At 67.6% G+C, this 22268-nt stretch carries 18 protein-coding genes and 1 pseudogene; 11 read left to right on the top strand and 8 right to left on the bottom strand.

All coding sequences use genetic code 11. The features are described 5' to 3' along the window. Nucleotides 1-908 precede the first annotated feature (908 nt). The 5 genes from ACFC8N_RS46565 to ACFC8N_RS46545 all read left to right on the top strand — a co-directional run bounded on the left by ACFC8N_RS46565 (nt 909) and on the right by ACFC8N_RS46545 (nt 4639). The gene (locus tag ACFC8N_RS46565; RefSeq protein ID WP_376295764.1) at nt 909-1022 is read left to right on the top strand and encodes a keywimysin-related RiPP; all 114 of its coding nucleotides are present in this window, start codon (nt 909-911) and stop codon (nt 1020-1022) included. Nucleotides 1023-1161: 139 nt separating this feature from the next. Beyond that, nucleotides 1162-2901, top strand: coding sequence for a lasso peptide isopeptide bond-forming cyclase (locus tag ACFC8N_RS46560; protein ID WP_376295763.1), 1740 nt, complete (start codon nt 1162-1164; stop codon nt 2899-2901). Between the two features lie 77 nt (nt 2902-2978). Beyond that, nucleotides 2979-3236 carry a lasso peptide biosynthesis PqqD family chaperone gene (locus ACFC8N_RS46555; protein ID WP_376295761.1) on the top strand — a complete coding sequence of 86 codons (258 nt, stop codon included), beginning with the start codon at nt 2979-2981 and terminating at the stop codon, nt 3234-3236. Continuing rightward, nucleotides 3233-3718 (top strand): lasso peptide biosynthesis B2 protein, encoded by a 486-nt coding sequence (locus ACFC8N_RS46550; RefSeq protein ID WP_376295759.1) that lies wholly within the window; start codon nt 3233-3235, stop codon nt 3716-3718. Before ACFC8N_RS46555 ends, ACFC8N_RS46550 begins: the two co-directional genes overlap by 4 nt. Before the next feature lie 159 nt (nt 3719-3877). Next, the gene (locus ACFC8N_RS46545) at nt 3878-4639 is read left to right on the top strand and encodes a helix-turn-helix transcriptional regulator (protein WP_376295757.1); all 762 of its coding nucleotides are present in this window, start codon (nt 3878-3880) and stop codon (nt 4637-4639) included. Nucleotides 4640-4950: 311 nt separating this feature from the next. Here the strand turns inward: ACFC8N_RS46545 and ACFC8N_RS46540 are convergent, their stop codons facing one another. Beyond that, on the bottom strand, nt 4951-5457 hold the full coding sequence (locus ACFC8N_RS46540; RefSeq protein WP_376295756.1) for an SMI1/KNR4 family protein: 507 nt from the start codon (nt 5455-5457) through the stop codon (nt 4951-4953). A 376-nt stretch (nt 5458-5833) separates the two neighbouring features. Between ACFC8N_RS46540 and ACFC8N_RS46535 the strand changes: the two genes are divergently transcribed. Together ACFC8N_RS46535 and ACFC8N_RS46530 are read left to right on the top strand one after the other, a co-directional pair. After that, nucleotides 5834-6124, top strand: a complete 291-nt coding sequence (locus ACFC8N_RS46535) for a hypothetical protein (protein WP_376295755.1) — start codon at nt 5834-5836, stop codon at nt 6122-6124. 1693 nt (nt 6125-7817) lie between these two features. After that, nucleotides 7818-11087, top strand: coding sequence for a CHAT domain-containing protein (locus ACFC8N_RS46530; RefSeq protein ID WP_376295753.1), 3270 nt, complete (start codon nt 7818-7820; stop codon nt 11085-11087). A gap of 607 nt (nt 11088-11694) precedes the next feature. Here ACFC8N_RS46530 and ACFC8N_RS46525 read toward each other — a convergent pair. The 7 genes and pseudogenes from ACFC8N_RS46525 to ACFC8N_RS46495 all read right to left on the bottom strand — a co-directional run. Continuing rightward, nucleotides 11695-12486 (bottom strand): annotated as a pseudogene (locus tag ACFC8N_RS46525) (ABC transporter permease); the annotation flags it as partial. After that, nucleotides 12483-13088 carry an ABC transporter ATP-binding protein gene (locus ACFC8N_RS46520; RefSeq protein ID WP_275884511.1) on the bottom strand — a complete coding sequence of 202 codons (606 nt, stop codon included), beginning with the start codon at nt 13086-13088 and terminating at the stop codon, nt 12483-12485. The pseudogene ACFC8N_RS46525 and the gene ACFC8N_RS46520, both read right to left, overlap by 4 nt. 3 nt (nt 13089-13091) lie before the next feature. Further along, nucleotides 13092-14108: a polyprenyl synthetase family protein gene (locus ACFC8N_RS46515; RefSeq protein WP_376295751.1), complete on the bottom strand. Its 1017-nt coding sequence runs from the start codon at nt 14106-14108 to the stop codon at nt 13092-13094. A 37-nt stretch (nt 14109-14145) separates the two neighbouring features. Next, on the bottom strand, nt 14146-15027 hold the full coding sequence (locus ACFC8N_RS46510) for a phytoene/squalene synthase family protein (protein WP_376295750.1): 882 nt from the start codon (nt 15025-15027) through the stop codon (nt 14146-14148). 450 nt (nt 15028-15477) lie between these two features. Next, on the bottom strand, nt 15478-15837 hold the full coding sequence (locus tag ACFC8N_RS46505) for a hypothetical protein (RefSeq protein WP_376295748.1): 360 nt from the start codon (nt 15835-15837) through the stop codon (nt 15478-15480). Between the two features lie 118 nt (nt 15838-15955). Then, nucleotides 15956-17629 carry a histidine phosphatase family protein gene (locus ACFC8N_RS46500; RefSeq protein WP_376295747.1) on the bottom strand — a complete coding sequence of 558 codons (1674 nt, stop codon included), beginning with the start codon at nt 17627-17629 and terminating at the stop codon, nt 15956-15958. A 526-nt stretch (nt 17630-18155) separates the two neighbouring features. Beyond that, nucleotides 18156-18632 carry a hypothetical protein gene (locus ACFC8N_RS46495; RefSeq protein ID WP_376295745.1) on the bottom strand — a complete coding sequence of 159 codons (477 nt, stop codon included), beginning with the start codon at nt 18630-18632 and terminating at the stop codon, nt 18156-18158. Between the two features lie 422 nt (nt 18633-19054). Here ACFC8N_RS46495 and ACFC8N_RS46490 point away from each other — a divergent pair, with 422 nt between their 5' ends. The 4 genes from ACFC8N_RS46490 to ACFC8N_RS46475 all read left to right on the top strand — a co-directional run bounded on the left by ACFC8N_RS46490 (nt 19055) and on the right by ACFC8N_RS46475 (nt 21898). Continuing rightward, nucleotides 19055-19927 carry a metallophosphoesterase family protein gene (locus ACFC8N_RS46490; RefSeq protein ID WP_376295744.1) on the top strand — a complete coding sequence of 291 codons (873 nt, stop codon included), beginning with the start codon at nt 19055-19057 and terminating at the stop codon, nt 19925-19927. A gap of 85 nt (nt 19928-20012) precedes the next feature. Continuing rightward, nucleotides 20013-20735 carry a hypothetical protein gene (locus ACFC8N_RS46485; RefSeq protein WP_376295742.1) on the top strand — a complete coding sequence of 241 codons (723 nt, stop codon included), beginning with the start codon at nt 20013-20015 and terminating at the stop codon, nt 20733-20735. A gap of 96 nt (nt 20736-20831) precedes the next feature. Continuing rightward, nucleotides 20832-21680, top strand: coding sequence for an aminoglycoside phosphotransferase family protein (locus tag ACFC8N_RS46480; protein WP_376295740.1), 849 nt, complete (start codon nt 20832-20834; stop codon nt 21678-21680). A gap of 32 nt (nt 21681-21712) precedes the next feature. After that, entirely contained in the window at nt 21713-21898 is a 186-nt protein-coding gene (locus ACFC8N_RS46475; protein WP_376295739.1) for a hypothetical protein, read from the top strand. The last annotated feature ends 370 nt before the right edge of the window (nt 21899-22268 follow it).

Raw genomic sequence — 22268 nt, 5'->3', positions numbered from 1 at the left:
GCACGGGGGTCATGAAGTCCTCCATTTGGGGTTCGGAATGGACGTGACGCTCTGAGAACGCGTCCGTCGTGCTCGCGTCCGGTGCATCAGGGTCGGTTCCTCGTGTGTTTTGGCCGTAGTCAACGGACCTTTCGCGCATGAGCTGGCTCGTTCGTGGGGCTCAACGAGCCAGCGGGAAGTTCGAACACATGTGTTTCGGTCGGACGTAGAACCCCGGGATAGAGCGCGCGTGGGTGAGTGCGGGGTGCACCGACCCTTGCTGTGCACGGGGTCGGGTTCGGTGCGGTGGTGGCCGAAACGCCGAGCGCGCTACTGACGCGTGAGTGCGGCACGTCGCGCAGGGCCTGGCCGGGTTAGAGCTGTTCGCAAGAGCGCCCGTACGTACTGGTCTACGGACATCTTGAGGACTGCCGCGGTCGTGGCCCGGCGCCGGTGCAGCCCGCAGCCGGCCCGGACAACGCGGTGGCAACTGCTCCGCGCAAGAAGGCTTCTGCCGAATCCGCTACTGGCGAGCCCACGGGAGCGAAGGAAGCCGCTGGCATGCAGGGCGCCACGACCAGAAAGAAGTCGGTGACCAAGATGCAGGCGAATAAAGCGTCCACTCGAGGTCTGGAGATGGTCGACGGTGTCCATGTCGTGATCTTCCTGCGCTCGCCGCGCCCAAGCAGCTGCGACAGCGCCAGTCCGCGCCATGGTGGTTGCTCGCCGTTGCGGAGGACTCTTTTGAGCGTGGCCCACGGGGCATGTACCCAGTGGATTCCCCCAGCTCCAGCGATTCGCCGCTTCCGGCAGTTGCCGGTTCCGGAAGGGGCCACAGCCTTCCGCGGCGGTGAGCGCCCTCGTAACTTTGGTGTTGAGCACGCGGGATGCGCTGCTCACGGGCTCATTCCTCGTGGAGGGAGAACACGATGAAGCAGGTTTACGAGGCTCCGATGCTGGTTGCGATGGGCGCCTTCCGGGTCATCACCGGTCTGCTGGAATTTCACGGCAACGACGAGCTCGTCCTCAGCAAGAACGGCTGACGCCTACCAAGTCGCCGGGACAGTGATGTCTGAGCGGAGCGTCATGCCGGGCCATGGCGAGTCGTGCTTCGCGGTCCTACCGGACCGGGAAGTGGCGCTCGCCGTGGCCCCTCTTGTGGGCGGCGCGAGGGGCCCGCGGTTGTGCCACCCTTCGGGGCGGCCGTGGCTGGTCGGCCGGTGGGCCGAGGGCGAACTGGTGGCGGCAGCCGTCCGCGATACCCGGCTGGTGGTGATCGGCGACCATGCGGTGGGCGAAGGCCAACTGGCGGCCGAGGCCGCGCGGTTGCGGGACCCGGCCGAACTAGGTGCCATTGCCCGCCGGTTGCCCGGCTGCTTCCATCTGCTGGCGCTGGTGGACGGCACAACGCGGGTGCAGGGGCCCGCGTCTGGCCTGCGCCTGGTATTCCACGGGCGCGTCGACGGAATGGAGATCGTGGCCGACCGGGCCGATACCCTCGCCGCGCTGATGGGCGCGCCGGTCGACGAACGACAGGTGGCCGCACGGTTGTTGTGGCCGGTTCCACATCCGCTGCTCCACAACAGCCTCTGGCGCGGTGTCGATACGGTACCTCCCGGGGAAGCCCTGGTGATCGCCCCGACCGGAAGCGCCCCCCGACGGACACGCTGGTGGACGCCGCCGGAACCGGTACGCCCGCTGGCCGCCCAGTCCGAGCGGATTCGCGACGCACTCTCCGAGGCCGTGCAGGTACGTACCCGCGCGGGAGGTGTGATCAGCTGCGACCTGTCCGGCGGTCTCGACTCCACCTCCGTGACCTTCCTCGCCGCCCGCGGCAAGGCCCATGTAGTGGCCGGAACCCGTCCCGGCCGCGACCCCGCCGACGACGACCTGATGTGGGCGCGGCGAGCCATCGCCCATCTGCCCGAGGTGGAACACGTGGTGTGGCCGCCCGAAGCCAAACCACTGGTCTACGAAGACCTGTCACGGATCGACGATGTGCTCGATGAGCCCACCATCGGTGTGATGGACCGGGCACGGCTGGTCACCCGCCTGCCCGCGCTGATCGCCCGCGGCAGCCGACGGCATCTGACAGGCATCGGCGGTGACCATGTCGCCTGGCCGGCGGAGGCACACTTCCACGCGGTGCTACGCCGACGGCCGCTGTTCGCACTGCGGCAGTTGCGGGGGTTCCGCGCCCTGTGGGACTGGCCACTGCCCGGCATGGCGCGGGCGCTTGCCGACTCCCGGCCGTATCAGCGCTGGCTGCGCGACGCCGCAGAGGGGTTGGGGCGCCCCCAACCGGCCAGGGTCACCGGCACCTTGGGCTGGGGCATGCCGCCGAGGCTCTTCTCATGGGCGTCGCCCGAGGCGCTCCGACTCGCCGCGGATGTGCTCGGCGAGGCCGCCGACTCCGCCGTACCGCTGGGCCCAACCCCAGGGGAACACAAGGACCTTCAGCAGATCAGGAGCACCACGCGGATCATCCGCCAGTGGGACTGGGCCTGCGCCAGAGAGGGCCTGCCGATGTCCCACCCGTACTTCGACGACCAGGTGATCGAGGAGTGCCTCGCGGTCCTCCCGGAAGACCGCGTGTCGCCCTGGCAGTACAAGCCGCTGCTGGTGGCGGCGATGCGCGGAGTCGTTCCCGACGAGTGTCTGGCCCGATCCAGCAAGGCGCAGGCGGCGCTGGATGCCGCCCAGGGACTGCGTAGCCACCGAGGCGAGTTGCTGGCCCTGTGGAGCGATTCACGGCTGGCCCGGATGGGGCTGATCGACACCGCGCACCTGCGCGGCCTGGCACTGCGGCCGGACACACCCGAGCTGCGCGAGGCGATCCTTTACTCCACGATCGCCTGCGAGATCTGGCTTCGCACCTTGGAGAACCGGCCGTCCGCCGTGCCGTCCTCCGGCGCACCGTAAGCAGTCGTGAGCAATCGCAAGCAGTCACGAGCGGTCGTGAGCGCGTGTGATCAGTCGTGAGCAGGAGGCGAAGAGAGATGGCCCTGCGGTTCCGGTCCCAAGTGTCCACCGTGGATACCGAATACGGCACCGTGCTGCTCGACGAGCGCACCGGAGCGTACTGGCAGCTCAACCCCACCGGTGCGGCGGTGGTCCGGATGCTGCTCGACGGATACGACCCGGAGCAGGCGGCAGCCGCGCTGACCGAGAAGTACGACGTCGACGCCGAACAGGCCCGCCGCGATGTGGCCGCGTTGGTGGACGGTTTGCGCGGCGCTGAGTTGGTGACCTCGTGAGTTCGCCCGGAGCGCTGTACCGCCCCGGTCCGGTGCCGTGGCGGCTGCGTGCCGTCGCGCGTATCGCGGTGGTGCTCGCACGGGCGCTGGTGCTGCTGCCGCCGCGGCGCATTCGGTCGTTGCTCGGCGCGGTACGGCACGGCGCCCGCCCCGCCACGTACGCACAGGCCAGCGATGCGCGCAACGCCGTGCTCGCGGTCAGCCTGCGATGCAGCGGCCCCAAGGGGTGCCTGCCGCGCTCCCTGGCGACGGTACTGGTCTGCCGGGCGCGCGGCACCTGGCCGAGCTGGTGCGTCGGGGTGCGGGCGCTGCCGCCGCCCGCGGCGCACGCCTGGGTGGAGGCACAGGGCCGTCCCGTTGATGAACAGGTGCCGGCGGAGTACTTTCGCGCGCTGTTCACCGTTCCTCCGGTGGTATCGGAAGACCCTGCTGACGGCTTGGTTGACGTAGTTTCGGACCGATCTCAACTGCCCGCCGAATAGGCCACGCGAATTTTAGGTAGAAGTAGGGCAGGTACGTGGCGGAGCGGCCGCAGCTGGGCCGCCGATGGCAGGAGGTAAGGGTCGTGTACGCCCGACTGAAGATAACGCAGCGCTGACACTTGCCGTCCACTCTCTGCTATTTGGCAAGGACATGGTCCTGTGGCGCTGTCCGAAGAGTCTTCCGAAGTTACCGCCGAGCATCTCTTTGACCGATTCACCGATTATCTGGAAATCCTCCTCGGTTCAGAGGCGGTTGAGCACCGTTTCGGCCAACTGCTCGCCGCGGCCGAGCATGTGTACAGCGTGCTCCCATCCGCCCTCTGCCATCCGCAGGCGACCTGGCGCCACCTTCTGGCGACGCACAAGCACACACGGGTCCTGGTCGAGGGAAGGGCGGCGCGTTGCCAGGCCGCGGTCCGGTGGATCAACGAACTCACCAGGCACGGGCCGGAGGTACGTGTCCACGTCGGCCTCAACTGCCCTTCCGCGCACCCGGTGTTCGTCTTCGACGGGCAATTCTCGGTGGTGCTGTTGGACCGGTCGGACACCGACCGCACGGCGCTGCTCTGCAAGGGGGTGCTCGCGGCGGCACATCGCATGCTGTTCGAGGCCCTGTGGGCCTGTTCGCTGCGGCAGGCGACCGAGGGGTCGGCCGGGCTCTCCGTCCGGGAGGTGCGGATCATCGGGCTGCTGCTGGCGGGCGCCACCGATGAGCAGGCCGCGACCCGGATGGGAGTGAGCGCGCGCACGATACGTACCGTCGTCGCCCGACTCCAACAGCGCTACGGCACCAACTCCCGTATGGCGCTGGGTTTTCATCTCGCTTGTTCTGGCGGATGCGCCGACCGCGCTCTGCTGTTCCAGCCGATTTCGGCTCATCGACCAGGCGCTCACCGGCCACCCCGCGATTCCCTTTCTTGAGGTAAGCAGCGGTCGAGAAGCCGCCTCAGCTTGGGTAGTTGTTCCTCGCCTGTCCAGCCACGCTTCGTGCGGTGACTGGGACGCCAAGGCCCATCAGAACATTGTCATCTGCAGGGCAGGGGCTCACAGGTTTCGCTCGGTGAAGCGGCGCGGCCGGGGGAGGTGCTGCCACCGGGGCGGTGAGCAATGCTCAGGACTTGTGGATCGGTTCCGGGAGGGCATGCGGAGGGCGTTGAGTGGCCCGGGCCACTCACTCGTGATGTGGTCAGCGTCGAAGGTCGGCGGGTTGGCCTGCTCGACGTAACGCGTGTTCAGGGGCTCGCCAGCCAGTCGGTGTACCAGGTGCGAAAACCGGGGCTCACCGGTACGAACCCACCCCAGTCCGGATCGATCTGCCAGACCTGGCCAGCTCGGGGGCCGTTTACGACCAGCCGCGTGAAGATGCCGCAGCCCTGTTCGGCCAACATGAGTGTGCCCTGGGTCGGTGCATCGGCCGGTGTGCGAATCCGGCCGGGCAGAGGTGCGGTGAGAGGGAACGGCTCAGCGAGTCGGCCCGGCAGTCGGTCTTCCCGCCACTCGGCGTCTACGGCCCACTCCTCGTCGGCTTCCGGGCGGGCGACGGTCAACGGCATCAACCCATGGCTGGGGCCGGCGGGGCCGTTGCCCACTTCAGCGACGAAAGACCGGTACTCCAATGGCAGATCGATGCCGTGGGATTCCTCGAACGCCCGGATCTCCGCCTCCGGCAGCCGAGGCGCCAACTCGTACCGGTGCGTGTCCGCCCCGAAGCGCACCAGTCCCGGATCCCGTGCTGCCATCTCCCGGATCCGTGCGCGTACGCCGTCCCCGTCCCACCTCTCCATCCAGCGACCGTAACAAGGGCGTCTGCGGGTCTGCTGCACGATCGGGTGACATCACCCAAACCTGCAGCAGACCCGTGCACCTGTCTGCCTGCGGCGAAGCACCCATCGGACTGGCCAGCCCAGGTGCCCCGCCGCATGCCGCCGACTCCGAGCCGTCCCAGTGGCGCGAAGTGTCCGATCTGCCGCGGCACTGTCCCCATGCCACTCACGGTTGCCTCCAGGAGCCGTCACCAACAGCCCTGAAATTGAGGGCAATTGGGAACCGGCAGTAGCAAGGTCATCACGATACTGTGGACCTGCTCGCCCTTATGGCCACAGAAAGTTGTATGCGATGAAGGTGTACAAGATCATAGTGATCCACAACGGTGAGGCACCCCGGCCCGATGAGGTTCAGGCGATTGCCGACTACGTACAGAACAACTTGGGGCACGACACCGCAGGTGCCGGGCTCACCGTGTCCCGGATTCTTGCTTCGGTCCCGGACAACGACCTGATGATGGCGATCTTGGTCAGGATGGACGCGGAGGGAGAGCTTCCCGGCGGGGACATCTCCAAGGCTTTCTTGCAGGAACTGAACACCACGAAAGGAAAGGTCGTCCTGGGGATCGTGCCTCGGGTGTAGGCCCCTCCGCTGCAGCGGAGTTGGGTTCGCAACCGCCGCAACACGCCGTGAGCTGCAAAGGCACGAATCGCCTCGTTCGTCGATCGAAACTGAGCGAGCGGGCCAGCACGGCCGGTTGCGTCGGCATGAACGCCGTTCTGTGGCCTGGGTGTCGGCCGCGTCTCGACGGCTGTCAATGCATGAACAGGCGTCCGCCCATTAGGCACCCGACAGGTCACTGCCCGCTACCACCCAGTGATCTGGAGGTCAGGGCGTCGGCCTCAGCCGTTCCAGGATATGAGTGCCCAGCAGCCTGACATCGTTCGGGCGTTCCGTCCCAAGCTTCTCGGAAAGGTCCGCCAGATGCAGATCGACCGCGGTATCCACACCGTCAGCGAGACGGTCCACGGTCGGCTTCGCTCGGACACGACAGGCGAGGAACGCGGCTGAGGCGACGATGGCCGCAGGCCACCATAGCGAGGCGGCGGCAGCATACCCCACGCCCCACACGGCGAGGCAAGCACTCGCAATATAGTCGGCTCGGGCCGGCGCGATAGTGGCCTGGAGCTGCTCAGGAACGACGGCGTGAAGGCGTGGCCAGACCAGTTGCAGGTCAATGGGGCCATAGAGTTCCTCCGTTCGCCGGGCCGTCGCGCCGAAGCGCTCCGCGATCCTGGTCGGGCCGGTCGGCCATGCCGGTCCGATGCGATGAAGGCGCCTTCGGAGGAGGACGGTCCTGCCCTCTCGACGTGATTCCCCAGAGGTCGATCCGGGCGGCAGGGCACTGGCCCGGATCGCTGCCTTCAAACGGTCCGCTGCCTTCTGCCACCGCTTCCTGCGTCTCCGCAACAGCCAGCTCGCGGGCGGCTGATGGGCTGGCGACGTCCAGCACATCTGGACAGCCGATCCAAGAGCGTCAGCGAGCAGCCCGGCGGCCGCAGATGCCAGCGACACTCCGACTGCGATCAACACGCCAACAAGAACGGAGTGGGCCGTCGAGCGCGTGGCGAGATCGTTCAGTTATGCCGCGAGGGACGGAAGACTCAGCGCTCTGCGCTGCCCCGACAGCAGCCCGATGGCCAGGGTGGCCGTAAAGAAGAGGCCCGGCAGCAGCAGGACCTGCCCCCAACGATCAGCGGCTTTCGAGCTCAATGCCGCGGCGAGAGTCGTCACCGTGGGTGAATCCTGTACGGCCTCATCCGGCTGTCGCCCGGCTACGCAGGCGGGAGGCCCGGTGGTCTCCTCCGGCAGCACGACGCGAGGACAGCGAGCCAAAGGGCACGTCCATCCGACGGTGGTGGGCCTCGCGGTCATGTCCGGCGGCAAGGTGGACTCCGCGGCAGGGGTGAGGAAGGTCCGAGCCCCACGCTGCGCAGTACCCGTTCCATCTCATGAACAAGGTCGGCGATCCGCTCCGGCCGAGGGTCGTTCGCGGCACCTATCGCTTCGAGGGGGCTAGCTCGGCTCCGCCGCCGTCCTCAATGATCCGCCTCAGCTGCGGCCTGTCGCTCAGATGCGCGCACAGGACCGCTACGCGCATACGGGGTGCCCCATGCTGTTCCCCTCCCCGGCAGCCCCGGTGCGTCACTCGGGGCGCTCATGCAACGGATGTCCCGCTAAAAGCTACACCGCCCGGTCGGAGGGCTCGTAGCATCGACCGTGGCCGGCGCATCAGTTCCTGCGTCAGCGAACCTCGGGGGTGCAGGTCACAGTGATGGACCGTCAGAAGAGTCTTCAGGAAGTCTATTCCACTGCGATGGGCTTGCTGATGGCATACGAGGAGTCCGGGCGCCAACAGGACCTCATGTCCGGGATGGAACTCCTGCGCAAGGCGATCGGATTCCTGGTGCCAGGTGATCCCGCGCGGGGACTGCTGTGGGGGAACTACACCGTGGCACTGCAGATGTTGTACGAGGAGACCGGGGACGTCCGCGATCTCGAACAGGCGGTCTCCGCCGCAGGAACCGCGACCGCTGAGGTCCCTCGCGACCACCCGGCTCGCATCGCGTTCGTTGGGGACCACGTCAATGTGCTCCGCAAACTCTACGAACGGACGGGGCGCGCCGCCCACCTTGAGAAGGCCGTGGAAATCGGTGAGCGGGCGGCACGGCAGCTCCCGGAGCATCCGGGCGCCGCGCACGGTGGTTTCCTGAACAACCTGGCGATCGCGCTGCGGTGTGAGTCCGAGCGAACCGGGGATGTCGACGCGTTGCGCAGGTCCGCTCATTATGCGCGTGTGGCGGTGGCGGCAGCGCCGTCGGAGGCACCGCAGAGAACGGAGGCACTCCTGTCGTTGGGGGTCGCGTTGCAGGAACTCGGCAAGCGGACCGGTGACGACAGCGCTCTGCGGGAGGCGGTGGCCTGCGGCCGCGAGGCGGTGACCATGGCCCACAACGAGTCGATTCGTGCTACCGCCCTCGACGATCTGGGAATCGCGTTGCGCATGTCCTTCGAACGCACCGGTGAGCTCAGCGAGATCCAGGAGGCCGTGGAGTGCGGCCGTCAAGCGGTGGCCGATGGTGTCCGGAGACACCGGGAGCCGACCTTTTTCGCCAATCTGAGTGTCTCGTTGAACGCCCTTGCCGAACGTACCGGATCGCTGGACGCGCTCGAAGAGGCGGTGGACACAGCCAGAAGAGCGGTGGCTCAGGGGTCACCGGACCAGACCGACCATGGGGTGTTCCTCGATACCCTGAGCAACACGTTACGCGCGCGCTATCGACGCAGCGGTGACATGGCCTCCTTGGAGGAGGCGGTGGAGGTCGGCAGGCTGGCGGTTGCCGCAACCCCGCCCGGCCACGTCGATCACCACACGTCGAAGAACAACCTCGCTCTCAGCCTGCGATCGCTCCACACGCGGACTCGTCGCCACGGTGCGCTCGCGGAAGCCGTCGATCTGACACGCGACGTCGTGGTGGCCACGGACGGACAGGCGAGCCACGGCCTCTACCTGTACAACCTGAGTGGCGTCCTCGGCGAGCTGTACGGGGAGGAAGGGGATCTCAACACGCTGCGGGAAGCCGTAAGCGTGGCCCGCGCGGCGTCACGGGCCACACCGTCCGACCACCCCGATCAGGCACGCCGACTCGGAATGCTGGGCCAGCGGCTTGTCCAGCTCTTCGAAGAGACTCGGGACCGGACGCTTCTGGTGGAGGCGTCTGACGCCCTCAACGCAGCGGTGCGAAGCACACCCGGCGATCACCCCCTGCGGACGTCGTATCTGTACGACCTTGCCCGAGCGCTCAAGTTCCGGGCCGAGGAGAGTCAATCCGTCGATCTCCTTGAGGAGGCCTGTGCCTGCTACCGCGAGGTCGCGGAGCAGGCCGCAGCCTCGACACTGAACCGAATCCTGGCGTATCGGGAACTCTCCCTGCTGACCATTGACGCCGGCCGTCCGGCCGAGGCGCTGCAATGGATCGAACGGGCGGTGGACCTGCTGGAGATGCTGGCTCCGGGCACTCTGCAACGCGATGACCGCCAGTTCCGATTGGCTCAGCTGAACAGCAGCATCTCCGGTGACGCCGTTGCGGCAGCCCTGCACGCCGGTCATCCGGGCAGGGCTATCGAGCTTCTGGAGCGCACCCGCGGGATCCTCGCCGCCGACACCGTCGGCGTGCGGGGGCCGGACCACGTCAGGCTGCGCGAACACGCTCCCGATCTGGCCCGACGACTGGACCAGGTCCGATCCCTCCTGGACAACCTGGAGAGCGCTCAGGCCGCCCAGGTCATGGACGACGTCTCTCCTGGCCGGCGCCGGGATCACGGCATTGCCCAGCAGGTCGCGGTCGAACGGCAACATGCCTACGAAGAATGGCAACATCTTGTGGCGCAGGCACGGGCGCTGCCTGGCTTCCAGACGTATCTCAGGCCGGGGATCGAGCAACTGTCGCAGAACGTTCCCGAAGACGGCGTGGTGGTCTTCATCACGACGAGCAGCGTGCGGTGCGACGCACTAGTCGCCACGGGCGATCCAGGACAACCGGTCCTTGTGGTGCCCTTGGAGGGCCTCACTCAAGAACGTGCGTACGAGCAGGTCAATCGGCTGATCGACGCACGGCTGCTGGCTGCCGACAACCAGCAGGATCCCCTTCACCGTATCGCCGCCCAACAGGAAATCCTCTCGGTCCTGACCTGGTTGTGGCACACCGTCACCGACCCCGTACTCACCCGGCTCGGCCATGTAGCCACGCCTCAGGACGACGACCGTGAGCCACGCGTCTGGTGGTGCCCGGTAGGGGGCATGGCGCCGCTTCCGTTCCATGCCGCGGGCGACTACTCGCGGGCCGGGGCCGTCACCTGTGGAAGCTCGGTGCTCGACCGAGTCGTCTCGTCGTACACCACTACGCTGCGCTCGCTTGAACGGAACAGCGCGATGCCGGTGGCGCACTCTGATTCCTCGACGGTGATCGTCCCGGTTCCCGACGTAGCAGGGGCCCCACTCCGCGGCGTCACACGGGAGGTGCAGTCGCTGTCCACAGTGCTTCCGGACGCGCGTGTGCTCGCTTCTCCCACGAGGGGCGCCGTCCTCAGCGCGTTGCCGAACCATCGGATCGCCCACTTCGCCTGCCACGGTTACGCCGACATCACACGCCCCAGTGAGAGCCGGCTCATCCTCACCGATTACGTGACCGACCCCCTGACGGTCGCAGACATTAGCCGACTGCAACTCTCAGCCGAGCTGGCCTTCCTCTCGGCGTGTGACACGACGGTCACCCCGTCCAGACTGGCCGACGAAGCCGTGCACATCACCGGGGCATTCCAGCTGGCGGGATTCCGTCAGGTCATCGGGACCCTGTGGGCTGTGGACGACCAGGTAGAGGCGGATCTCGCCATCGACTTCTACCACCGGCTCACCAACGGCGGCACCACTGCACCCGAGACCGCCCGCTCGCCGTACGCGCTTCACAGGGCGGTCCGGAAGCTGCGCGCTCAGTATCCGAAGTCGCCGATGCTCTGGGCGGCTCAGGTACACGTCGGTGCGTGAGCACGGTTCTCACTTCTCTGGCGCGTAGTGGGCGGTGAACAGGTAGAGCTGAGCCTGAATGGGGACGTCGGGTGGCAGCGCGTTGTTCCGCGTGCTCACCGCGGTCGGCCTACCGTTGCGGCAGACCCAAAATCGGTCGTCCATGCCGACGGTCACCGGCGGACCGGGGTGAACGTTGCGTCCTTCACCCTCGCCGCTCTGCGCGGCGAGGGTGTGCGCGGGCGGGCGATGCAGGCCCCCTACCCGAGGCAGCGCGCGGTCGGAGACGCCCCCTACGAGGCGGACGAGGCCGGGGACGTACGGTTCAGTCTGCCGGGTCAGGTCGGCGGGCTGCCGATCGCAGCGGCTGGACGAGATCCCGTTGTCGCTGGCAATCCCGGCGGCCTGGCCGCGTCCGTAGCCGGCGACCTTGCCGGTGCCGCTGGCAATGGCTCACCTGGACGCCCTTGGCATGCCGGCGCTCCACCCACCCAGGGTCGGGCTCCCGAGAGCAGCCAACGGCTGGAATGACCTGCGCGGTCGACATTTTGAAAGTCACCAATCGCCCGCCTTGACGCACATTCACGATACCCCCCGGCAACGAGGGCCAGACCGGTGGGGTGGGGACGGCCGGCACGGGCACCTTGTCGTCCGGTGTGACGGCGGTGCGCGAGCGGGTGCGGTGGTGGAAGGTGAGGAGGCTGATCAAAGCGGCTGCTGCGAACCACAGCAGCTGAGCTAGTAGGTAGGCGGGTGTGCGCTGGGTGGAGAAGCAGGCGGCGGTGGCGGCTTGGACAGTGCCGTAGGAGGGCAGCAGCCGGATGAAGGGGCTGTTGGCCCCGGAGCTCGCCAGCGGGTTTTGCATGGCCACGTCGATGACGCTGGTCATGATCAGCGCGAACATGCCCTCCACTTCCCGACGCAGCACCGAGCCGTAGATGACGCCGAGGGCTCCGTAGGTTAGGGCGGCGCTGAACAGGGCCGCGCCGAGCTGGAGTGGCTGCACAGGTGACCAGGCGGCGCAGATGACGGCGGTGGCGTAGGCGGCGACCGCTGCGGAGGCGAGGGTCAGGGAGGTGGTCTTGGCGGCGACCAGGTGAATGCGGGGGTAGCCCGCCATGGCCAGGCGCCGGTCGAAACGGCCTCCGCTGAAGGTGGCGGCAAACATCATGAAACCGGTGATCAGCGTGACGGCGTTGACTGCCCCCGTGATCTGCGTGAGCAGGTTGCCGGCCGGGGCCAGACGCTCCCCGGTGGCGTCCAGCCGGAACGGCACAGATCTGTCAGGGATGTTGAGGTACACGAGCGTGATCCACGCGGGCACGAATAGGACGACCAGCAGCATCGCGAAGCGGTTGCGGGCGTGCTCGACCAGGTCGTACCGAGTCGCGGTGGTGTACAGGGTGAGATGTCTCCTCATGCCGCCACCGCCGGATCAAGCACGAGGATGCCGCCGTCCAAGCGCCACAGTTCGTCCAATCGTTCCAGGTCGTACGCCAGGTGGGATACGACGAGCACCGAGCGCCCCTCGGCGCGCAGGCCGTCAGCGAGGCGCCAGAACCGCTGGTAGGTGTCCCAGTCGAAGCCCTGGTAGGGCTCGTCCAGCAGCAGGACCTGCGGGTCGTGCATGAGCGCGAGCGTCAGGTTGAGCTTCTGCCGGGTGCCGCCACTGAGCACTCCAGCGCGCACGTCGGCGTACTCGGCAAAGCGCAGCTCATCCATGATCTCCTCGGCGCGCTGAAGGTCTGTCAGGCCATACGCGGCCTGGAAGAACTTCAGGTGCTGGCGGACGGTCAGGGCGTCGTTGAGGGCGACGTCCTGCGGGCAGTAACCGAAGCGTCCCTGGTGGAACACTGTTCCGGCATCCGGGCACAGCTCGCCAGAGAGAATCTTGAGCAGGGTGGACTTGCCGGCTCCGTTCTCTCCGACGATGCCGACCAGCACTCCCGGTCCGAGGTCCAGGTCGATACCGCGCAGCACCTGCCGCCGGCCGTAGGCGTGCCGCAGACCCCGGACCTTCATCACTCACCTGACACGGTCGACGACCGTGACGGTCAGCGCTTCCAGCAGATCCCGGGCCTGCGATGGGGGAAGTGCGGCCAGCGCTTCGCGGGCCTTGACCGCGTACCCGCGAGCCATCTCGGCGGCCTGATCGACAGCCTCGCCGCGGGCGAGGATCTGAGCCAGCAGGCGGTGGGCGGTGACGGCGTCGGAGTCGTCACAGAACAGCTCCTGAAGCCTGTCCAAGTCCTCCGCGCTGGTGGCGTCCCGGGCCAGGAGGACCGGCACGGTCGGCTGCCGGTTGGCCACATCAGTCAAGCCCCCCGACTCGGCGGCGCCGACGTAGGGAAGAAGGTCATCACGGATCTGGAACGCCATGCCCAGTTCCTCACCGTAGGCGCCAAGCGCCGCCTCGTGGGCAGCGGGTGCGTCGGCCAGAATCGCTCCGGCCTGACACGCTGCGCCGAACAACGCGGCAGTTTTGCCGCGGATGATCTCTAGAACCTTCTCCAGCGTGCAGCCGAGGTCCTCTCGTACCAGGGTCTCCTCGCCGATAGCGGCCACTGTGCGCTTGACCGCGGCTGCCACCACGCGAGTCGCCTGCACGGCACGGGTGGCCGGCACGCCTGCCTCCGTGGACGCGAGCATGGCCTCATAGGCGGTGGAGGCCAGCCCGTCGCCGGCCATGAGAGCCACGCTGATCCCGAAGTGCTCGGCCGAGGAGGCCCGCCCGCGACGCTCGGGGGCACGGTCGACGACGTCGTCGTGCATCAGCGTCGCCACGTGCATGCACTCCAGGCCCGAGGCGAAGGCCAGGGCCTGCTCCATGCTGCCGCCCACGGCGGCCGCCGACCACAGACACAACCGCGGCCGCAGTAGCTTGCCCGACGGAAACAGCGCGTCGCGGCAGGCCACCCCCATCAGATCCTCCTCGGCGCCCGCCCACCGCCGAAGTTCACCTTCCACCAGCTCATTGACCGCCCTCTCATCCTCTGCGGACTGCACCCCATCCGCGGTGTAGGGCCCCTTCGTCGTGGTCATGAGTTCCCTCCCAGAACTTTGCTCAACGTCATCTCATTCACCGGGAGGTCACGTGGGCGGAGCGCCACAAACTCATCCCTCCCCGGACCATCGGTCCCGTCGGCGGAACGGCCACTCGACGCAGCAGGGAAGGCCCCGCTTCCAACACGGCCGCGCACAAGGGGCGGATGTACTCGTCCAGGGCCGAGCAGAACGGATACAGCCATGGATGAGCGCGTGCCATCTCCAGCACGGCCGGCATGCGGCCGGTGATGCGCGCTACTTCGAAGGCGACCAGGTCGGCCGTGGCCGACGTCCAGCGTCCGGCCTCCAGATCCTCCCTGCGGACACCGAACCGGTCGAGATCCTCAAGCGGCAGATACAGCCGACCCTCCCTCGCATCCTCGGACACATCGGCCAGGCAATCCACCAGCTGAGCCATGTACCCGTATTCCCGGATGATGCGTTCGCCGCTCTCGCCGTACTCCCCCCGCATGGACAGCGTCCACAGCATCGCCGCGCCGGCACTGCCGGAGGCATAAACCTGCCAGTCGGCATAGGTGGGGAACTCACGAAAATCAAGATCGCTGCGCGCGGCCGCGAAGGCCTGATCCATCAGCGCCCGCGTCGGCTTTACAGGAGCGACGCGGTGCGCGTGCGCCGCCGCGTGCAGAATGGGATCGGCACTGGAACCGGAGTCCAGCGCGGCATACCAGGCACCGACCCACTCTTCGAAACGCTGAAGACGCTGCTCGTGGGGCCCTTCGTCCGCCCGGGCGTCAGCCTCCAAGATCACCATTGCCGCGGCTGCAGTCAAGGGACGCGCGCGTGACGGTACTGACAAAATCCCCAGCCAGGTAACGCCGGCACGATCGCTCAGAGCCCTGCGGCATGCGACGCTGTAAGCCGCCCTCAACGCCGGATCAAAGACCCCGGCCACGTCCAACCACCGTCGTACCAGCACCAAAACCCCCCACTCAATGCCTCGGGCCGACAGGACGCTCCCATGCCCGCTGGGTGATACGAGCCGGGTCGGGATCCGGTTGACTCGATCGAGTGAACCGACCAAGCCTCAGCTTGATCACCAAGGGTCAGCGCTGACGCCATGCAACGTAGGTCTCCTGGTTTTGATCCTGAGGCTGATCCTTACGTTGTTGGTGGGTCGTTTTCGGTCACTCGTAGGATCGGGAGCCCGTGCATCACCCTGGAACTGCACTCGTAACGGTCCGTGCCCCGACCTCGCGCAAGGCACCACCTCCCAGCGCATGATCGAAACGAACGGCGGTGTCGTTGGCCAGTGGATCTGCGCAGTGGCGCATGCGCTGACCTGGGATTTTACAGATTGTCTGGAGGGGATTGTGGTTGGCGTTGGGATGCCCACCCGGCTGCTCTAACCCCGAGCGCAATCCCTACCCGATCTACGTCGCCAGGCAGCACGCATGGCCCCTAGTCCTACCTCTGACCCCAGCCGCAAGGTAGCTCGCGCTGCTTGTCCACGGTTCGTCAGGTCGCCCGTTGCCGGGTCGTGCTTCTCGTAGCCGAGGTGGTCGGTGATCTCGCCCTCCGGGGCGGACTCCAGCACACGCTTGGTCAGCTGCTGCAACAGCCCGCCCTCGCCGGTCAGCTGGAGCCCGCTCGCACAGGCCCGGTCGACCAACTGCCCGATCAACTGGCCGCCCAACAGGCCCGCCGCCAGCTCGACCGGTCGGACCTCTTCAACCGCCTCAACCGAGGCAGTCACGTCGCTCATCAGGTGCTACTTCCATGATCGGGAGTTACACCGATAACCGTACAGACCCACTCACACCAGTATTGCGACCTGCGACTTCAGGATGAAAGATCTCAGTGCTCCATGTCGAGGTCTCCGATTACTTGCCTGGTGTCAACAGGCCAGGAATGGTGCGGGTCTTCCGCGTTTCGGGGGCTTCGGGGACGCTCCGGGTCAGGTCGTGGCGGTGGGCGTGAAGGAAGATCCGTTCGTCGGTGTAGACCGCGAAGAAGAAGACGAGTGCGACGCCGAGGCCGATCACCGAGGGGCGGTGGCCCGTGGTGGGGGCCAGGACGGCGGTCATCGCCAACCACAGGAAGACGTTCGGGGTGTTCTGTGTGATGAAGAGGTCCCGGCCGAGGCCGGTGCCGTGGGGGCGCAGGTGCAGGAACAGCGTCGTCAGGAGGCGCAGGGCGGTCAGGGCCGCCGCTGCGGCGGACATCACCAGCAGGAGTCGGATGGTCGTGTGGGCGGTCAGACCGGTCGGCGGGGTGAGGGCGAAGGTGGCGAGGCCGGCCACGGGGACCAGGGCCAGGCCGCCGAGCCAGTTCCAGTTGGTGCTGAGGGCGCCCGCCCGGATCGGGTCGCGCCGGCGCAGGGCCTGCGCTCCCACCCCGGGCAGTACAAGGGCGGCGAGCAGGACGGCCGCGTAGGCGAGGAGGGCCGGTTCGAGCCTGCCCAGGGTGAGGGCCGGGGCGGTGCCTGGAAGGGAGAGGGGGAGGGCAAGGCCGGTGAGCAGGAGCGCGGGGAGGGCGAGCGAGGCGGCCACTGTGTGGCGTACGGCGAAGAAGTAGTCGCCTCCCCAGAGCAGTGAGAGGGTCGGGGCTATCAGTGCGGGTGGGAGGAGCAGAAACAGACCTGCCAATTCCAACGGGAGCGAGTGCCCGGCCCAGATGAGGACCAGGCCCAGTGCAAGACGGGGGAGCAGCAGGGGCCAGGCCGCGCGGAGGCTGCTCAGGGGGCGGCGCAAAGTGGGTGGGTCCACGCGCAGCATGGCGAAGAAGGAGCCGACGGCCAGGAGGGCGGTAAGAACGGTGGTGAAGACTGTGGCCGGAACCTGGATGCCGAGCGCGAGCTGGACCGCCACGCCCATCGCGGCGGCTGTGGCCACCAGCAGGGGGAGGCGGATCTCCACGATCTCGCCCAGGTCGTTGACGAGTCCTGCCGCAGCGGGGGCGGCAACCGCGCGGCGCAGGTCCTGCTCGGAGAGCGGGCGCGCGTTGGGGATCTTGAAGTCGCGGTACGTGTCCGGGCTCGCGTCCGCGACGACCAGGGCGAACATCTCGACGACGTACTTGTGGGCGACGACCAGAACAGTGCGTCCCGCGCGGGAGGCGGGCAACAGGACGTCCTCGTAGTACGCGGCGACCCGGTCGTACATCTCCCGCCAGCTCTCGCCGCCTGGCGGGCGGCCGGTCGGGGAATGGAAGGCCTCGGTGTAGCCGGCGAAGCCGATCGTCTTCTTCACCAGGCTTTTGTTGCGGCCGCTGTAGACGCCGAAGTCGCGCTCGGTCAGTGCTTCATCGACGGTGATCCGGTCCGGAGGTTGTGGGAGCCGATCGATGATGGTCCACGCTGTCTGGCGGGCGCGTTGGAGCGTGGACATGTGCACTTCGTCGATGCGTACGCCGCTCGCGGCGAGCGCGGCGACCCGCTCGGCTGCCTGGTCGGCCTGGCGGCTGCCGAGGGCGGTGAGCGGGGTGTTCAGGCGCCCGGCGAACCGGTTCTGTTCGTTCGCCTGGGACTCGCCGTGGCGAAGGAAAAGGAGGGGCATTGAGTGTCCCTTGCGTGGGGGGCGTAGGAGTTGTGGGCTGTGGCAGGGGTGTGAGTGACAGCCGTGCTTGTTTAGCATTCAAGTACATGGTGAGAGGTGTTTGTTTTCCGTGGGAAGGCTGTGCGGGAACGTTCAGATTTCTTTGGCCTGAAGCTGCGGCTGATTGGCCGAAGCCGTGGCGGTGAGCGGCCACGGGTGCGTGTACGTGTGTCGTCTCTCGCGCCGTGCCGCGGCTGTCGGCCGGAGTCGTTCGCTGAGGCCACTGGGCAGGCGCATGGCACGACGCCGCAGCAGGCGCCGCAGAGCAACCGGGTCGATCACGTGACCTGTTCAGCGGACCGCGCGGATGCGGCAAGAGGGCTGGCGCACGGATCCTCGCCTGCTGCTCGGCCGGTCACGCAGTGGGCCGCCGACGCGTCCTGACCTGCTGTCGTCACGCTGCGGGTCCCGGGAGACCAACCACACAATCCCCCGGGGGCCCGGCCCATATGGAGCGCGCTGTTCAACGACGGCGCGAGGGGCGGCGTTACGCCGCTGCCGGCAGCGGTTCCTCCAGCGCGTCCGCGACCTTGCAAGCGATCTGTGCGATGTGCGGGGGCAGGTAGCCGTCGAGGGAGTCGACGTCGCCGCACAGCCGCGCGCGCAGCCCATGCAGGCACGCCTCGGTGAGGAGCTTTTGCGGGTCGTCCTCGCGAATCAGTGCGTTCTCGGCATGGCGCTTGCCCCACGCATACCGCAGTCCGTCGGCGTCGTCGGCGGGAGGCGGATCGCCCAACAGTCCGGCCAGTTCGTCGTGGTCGGATTTCCGTGGCCCGGCAGCCCGGTCTTGCTGCTGGCGGACTTGGAGGTAGGACGCGAGCGTGTCCATGGGCGTCTCGATGCGCTGGCAGTACGCGGCGATCAGCAGAGCGGCCATGTTCAGGGTGTCGGCCGCGTCCGTGGTCCGGTACAGCGTCATCCGCTTCCAGTTGCGCGCCTGGTCGGGCTCGGTGTACCGCAGCACCTCCTGACAGTTCAGGACCGCCTCGGAGACCGGCTCGTGAATCGCCGAATCGCCCGCCGCAGCGGCTCGGGCATCGGGGTGGATTCCATGGCCCGCACGCTAGAGGGCCCAAATCCCCGGGCACCGAAAGCCGGAACCCTCGCTCACCCGGGCGGCCTACGGCCTCACCTGATCGCCGACGCCGCCAACCTCGTGGGTGAACTGGAGAGGGCCAAGACGTCCGCGGCAACCCGCCATTCTCCCGGAGCAGTGCACAGACGGCGTTCCTGCTGCCGTACCCGGGATGCCTTGGCGAGCTGGGAGGGTGCCCGGCAGACAGGAGTTCTCGATGGGTGCGGATCCTCTGAGGTGATGGTGGGGATCACGCTTTGAGGCTGAAGGAGGGCCTGGCCCGACGCGGTGGCGGAGGCTAGGTTCGGACGATGCGGATCTTGCATCTCTCTGACACTCATCTCGACGCGGCAGGCATCCCAGATGCCGACGGGGCCGACGGCACGGCGGCACTGCGTCTTCTGCTGGACGAACTCCAGTACCTGGACGACCTCGACGCGGTGGTCATCACCGGTGACGTTGCCGATGACGGTTCCCGCGAGGCGTACACGCGGGCCGGCGAGCTCGTGTCCGCCTACGCCGGACGCCGCGGGGCGGCGGCCTTTTACACAACGGGGAACCACGACGACCGCCGCGCGTTCCGTGAGGTGCTCGGCAGTGGCCACAGGCAGCCCGAGGCTGCGTACGAGGGGGCGGCAGGTGAGCGGGCTGCGGTAAGCACCGTAGGCGGTTGGCGGTTGATCACGTCGGACACGCTCGTTCCGGGCAAGGGCTACGGCCGCCTGGACAGCGGTCAGCTCGAGTGGCTACGCGGACTGCTGGCCGAGCCTGCCCCGTCGGGCACCGTGCTGGCTTTCCATCATCCGCCGGTCGCCCTGGATGTCGAGGTCCAGCAGGCGCTGGGACTTGAGAACTCCGCGGAGTTGGCCGAGACGATCCGCGGGACAGATGTCCAGCTCATTTTGTGCGGGCACTTCCACCTGCAGATTCTGGCGCGTCTGGAGCAGGCGACGGTCTGGGTCACCCCGGGGGTTGTCAGCCGCATCGACCTGACCGCCCAGCCGGGTACCGAGCGGGCAGTCCACGGCCCTTCGGCTTCTCTGGTCAGTCTGGGGACACCCTACGGACCGCTGATCCATACGCTTCACGCCCGGGATCCGCGCATGGGTGAGACGGTTTACGAGGCTGACGAGGCGGAGATGCGCGACGTCATCAGGAGGCTCGGTCCTGCGCAGCGGGCCTGAACCTGCGGGCTGAGCTGGGAAGAAGCCAGTTGTTGTGTGGTGGGGCCGTGGTCCTCCTGCCGTTGTGGAGTGGAGGTGGGGCGCCATGGCGTCGTTGACGGAAGAGCTCCGGGCGCGGGAGGCTGCGGCTCGCCGCCGTGTGGAGGAACTCCAGGCTGAGGCTGTCGAGTTGGCCATCCGGCTGGACAAGGCGCGGGAGGATCTGTCGCGACTGGAGATCACGCGGGAGACCGTCACGCAGGTGCTGGCGGACCTGTCAGCCGCGGAGGCCGAACCGCACGTTGCGCCGGGGGTTGTTCCGGAAGCCAGCGAGGGGTCGGTGCCTCACGGCGTCGGGGTGATGATGGTGCCGCCGTGGCGGGAGGGCCAGGTCGTGGCGGTGCTGCCGGATGTCTACCGGGACATCGTGGAGATCGTCGCTGACGAGCCGGGACCGGTGCAGGCCAAGCAGATCGTGCCACGGATCGGTCTGCCGACAACGACCGGGAAGATCGAGGGGACCCGGGGCAAGCTGAAGCGTCTAGTGGAGCGCGGCTGGCTGGACGAGGACGCGCCGGGACAGTTCACTCTCGCCCGACGTGGGCCGGGGCGAGACCACCTCTCGAAGGGGGACTGTAGGGGTTGTGCAGCGCTGATGACCGGCACGGGGCACGCGAAGAGGGCCGGTGAGCTGTGCGAGGGCGCCGACAGATGTCGCGGCCATGAAGAGGGTCCGCAGAAGCGGTTGCCTCGGAAGCAGCGGAGGGGGCCCGGCCGTTGGCCGTTGTCGCAGAAGGCGATGCCGATTTTCACGATAGAGCAGGGGTGATGGTCGTCGTGGCCTTTCCTGCTTTGGTTGCCAAGCGCGCCGGGCCGGCGCCGTAAGGTTCTCGCTGTGACGGTTCACCGAATGCCTGCCGCGGAGGTGTCAGTCTCTGTCGACTTGGTGCGCCGTCTGCTCGGCGAACAGCACCCCGACCTGGCGGACTTGCCGATCGAGGTACTGGCCAACGGCTGGGACAACCTTGTGTGTCGGCTCGGTGAGGAGTTCCTCGTCCGGTTGCCTCGGCGCGCTCTGGCCGCCGAGCTCGTCGCGCACGAACAGCGGTGGTTGCCGGAGTTGGCCGACCGCCTGCCGTTGCCTGTGCCGGCGCCGGTGCGTGTCGGGCAGCCGACGGATCAGTACCCGTGGTCCTGGAGCGTCGTTCCCTTCTTCCCGGGCCGGATCGCGGCGCGATCAGAGCCCGACGACCCGTGGTCGGCCGCAACGACGCTCGGCGGTTTCCTGGACGCGCTGCACGCACCAGCCCCTCCGGAGGCGCCCGTCAGCCCAGTTCGAGGAATTCCCCTGGCCGGACGCGCCAAGGGCGTCCTGACCGGGCTGGCACAGGTCGACCCGGACGACCGCGCCACCGCACTGCAGATCTGGGAAACGGCCGCCGCGGCACCCGCTTGGAACGGGCCGCCGGTGTGGCTGCACGGAGACCTGCACCCGGCCAACATCCTGGTCGACCACGGCCGAATCAGCGCTGTGATCGACTTCGGCGACATCACCTCCGGCGATCCCGCCACCGACCTGTCCGTGGCCTGGATGCTGTTCACCGCGCAGCAGCGTGCTGCCCTTCGACAGGCGTACGGCCGCGCGGACCACGCGACCTGGGAGCGGGCCCGCGGATGGGCGCTCGCCCTGTCCCTGGTCTTCCTGTCGCACTCGGCGGACAACCCAGTGATGCGCGGCATCGGCGAGCGCGCATTCCATGCGGTGCTGGAGTAACGGACGGCCCTTCAGGATCTACCCAGTTCACCGTGCACCGCATTCTCGCATCGGTTGTTGATCCGGCTGAGCGGTGGGCGGCGATCGAGGACGCCCCGCTCAACCTGCGCACCGGAGCGAGGACACCTGAACTGGTCAGCATCACTCTCATGACCAAGAGGCTGACCCGGAAGAAGCCCTCGCCCAGTTGGGCAAGGAAGCCGAAGGCGACCGGCTGAGCCGACGAAGCGTCATGCTCGGCGAGGGCGCTGGAAGACTGGCGGCATGTTCACCGAGGAACTCATCGCCGTGTCACAGCAACCGTGCGTCGAACTGTTCGTCGCCCGGACGACAGGACCTTCGCACCGCACCGTGCTCTGATCCACGGCGGTCCCGATTCGGACCACACCTATCTTCGAGAACCTCTGAGCAAGCTTGCCGGAACACACCGCCTCGTCATGCCCGATCTGCGGGGATGCGGAGGCTCCACCCGCGGTCTGTCCGACGACCAGTACGGAAGATTTCAAGTCCAGTGAGACGGTCGTGACGCTATGAGGTTTGTGGTGCGGGTTCCCTGCGCTTGGCCGGGTCGTTGATCCATGCCTGCTG

This window comes from Streptomyces sp. NPDC055966, from assembly GCF_042269865.1.
Lineage (GTDB): Bacteria > Actinomycetota > Actinomycetes > Streptomycetales > Streptomycetaceae > Streptomyces.
Note: the sequence above shows the minus strand (reverse complement) of the source record. Positions and strands in the feature narration are given on the sequence as shown.